The following is a 666-nucleotide window of genomic DNA, read 5'->3' on the forward strand; positions in this document are numbered from 1 at the left end:
TGCCGGCGGCCTTGATCGCGGCCATCACCTTGTCCATCTGCACCGCGTTCTCGCGCATGGCGGTATTGCCGTCGGCGGCCTGGGTGACCACGCCGGCCGACAGCGTGGCCACGTCGGGGACGCGCCGCGCTTCGGCCTGGGCGGAAATGTTCAACAGGGTGGCGTCGCTGGCCACGACGGCCGGGGCGTTCTGGGCGTGGGCGGTCATCGGGGCTCCCGAGGCGAAGGACAGAGCGAGCAGCAGCGGGGCGAGGGTGGAATGGCGCATGTGGATCCTCCTTGGATGGATGCGAGGGTGGTGTGGTGGCGATGAACGGGTAGTGAGGCCGCGCGGGGTCGCGACCGTAGCGGGGGCTTTGCCGATCGTTCAGCATGCGACCGCCCAAGCGTAGGCGGGAAGGGGCCGGTATGGCGAGCACGGGCATGCGCCGCCGATGGCAGGCGCGGCCGCAACGGGCGCAGGTTATGCTTCGCCGATGCTCTATCTCGCTTCCCGCTCTCCCCGTCGCAACGAACTGCTCGCGCGGCTGGACATCCCGTTCCGCGCGCTCGACCTGGACGTCCCGGAAATCCGCGGCGCCGACGAATCGCCGCTGGCCTATGTACGCCGCGTCGCCCTGGACAAGGCGCGCGCCGGGCTGGCGCGGGTCGCCGCCGAACCCGACA

The 666-nt window shown here is 71.0% G+C and carries 2 protein-coding genes; one reads left to right on the forward strand and one right to left on the reverse strand.

Going from position 1 to position 666, the window contains the following annotated elements:
* Positions 1-268, reverse strand: a 268-nt coding sequence (locus ABB33_RS17925) for an SIMPL domain-containing protein (RefSeq protein WP_152985166.1), incomplete at its 3' end; no start/stop codon positions are given.
* A 208-nt stretch (positions 269-476) separates the two neighbouring features.
* On the opposite strand from ABB33_RS17925, the gene ABB33_RS17930 reads away from it, so the two are divergent.
* A partial coding sequence (locus ABB33_RS17930; protein ID WP_211260898.1) for a Maf family protein occupies positions 477-666 on the forward strand: 190 nt, incomplete at its 3' end.

Source organism: Stenotrophomonas acidaminiphila (assembly GCF_001431595.1).
GTDB classification, from domain to species: domain Bacteria; phylum Pseudomonadota; class Gammaproteobacteria; order Xanthomonadales; family Xanthomonadaceae; genus Stenotrophomonas; species Stenotrophomonas acidaminiphila.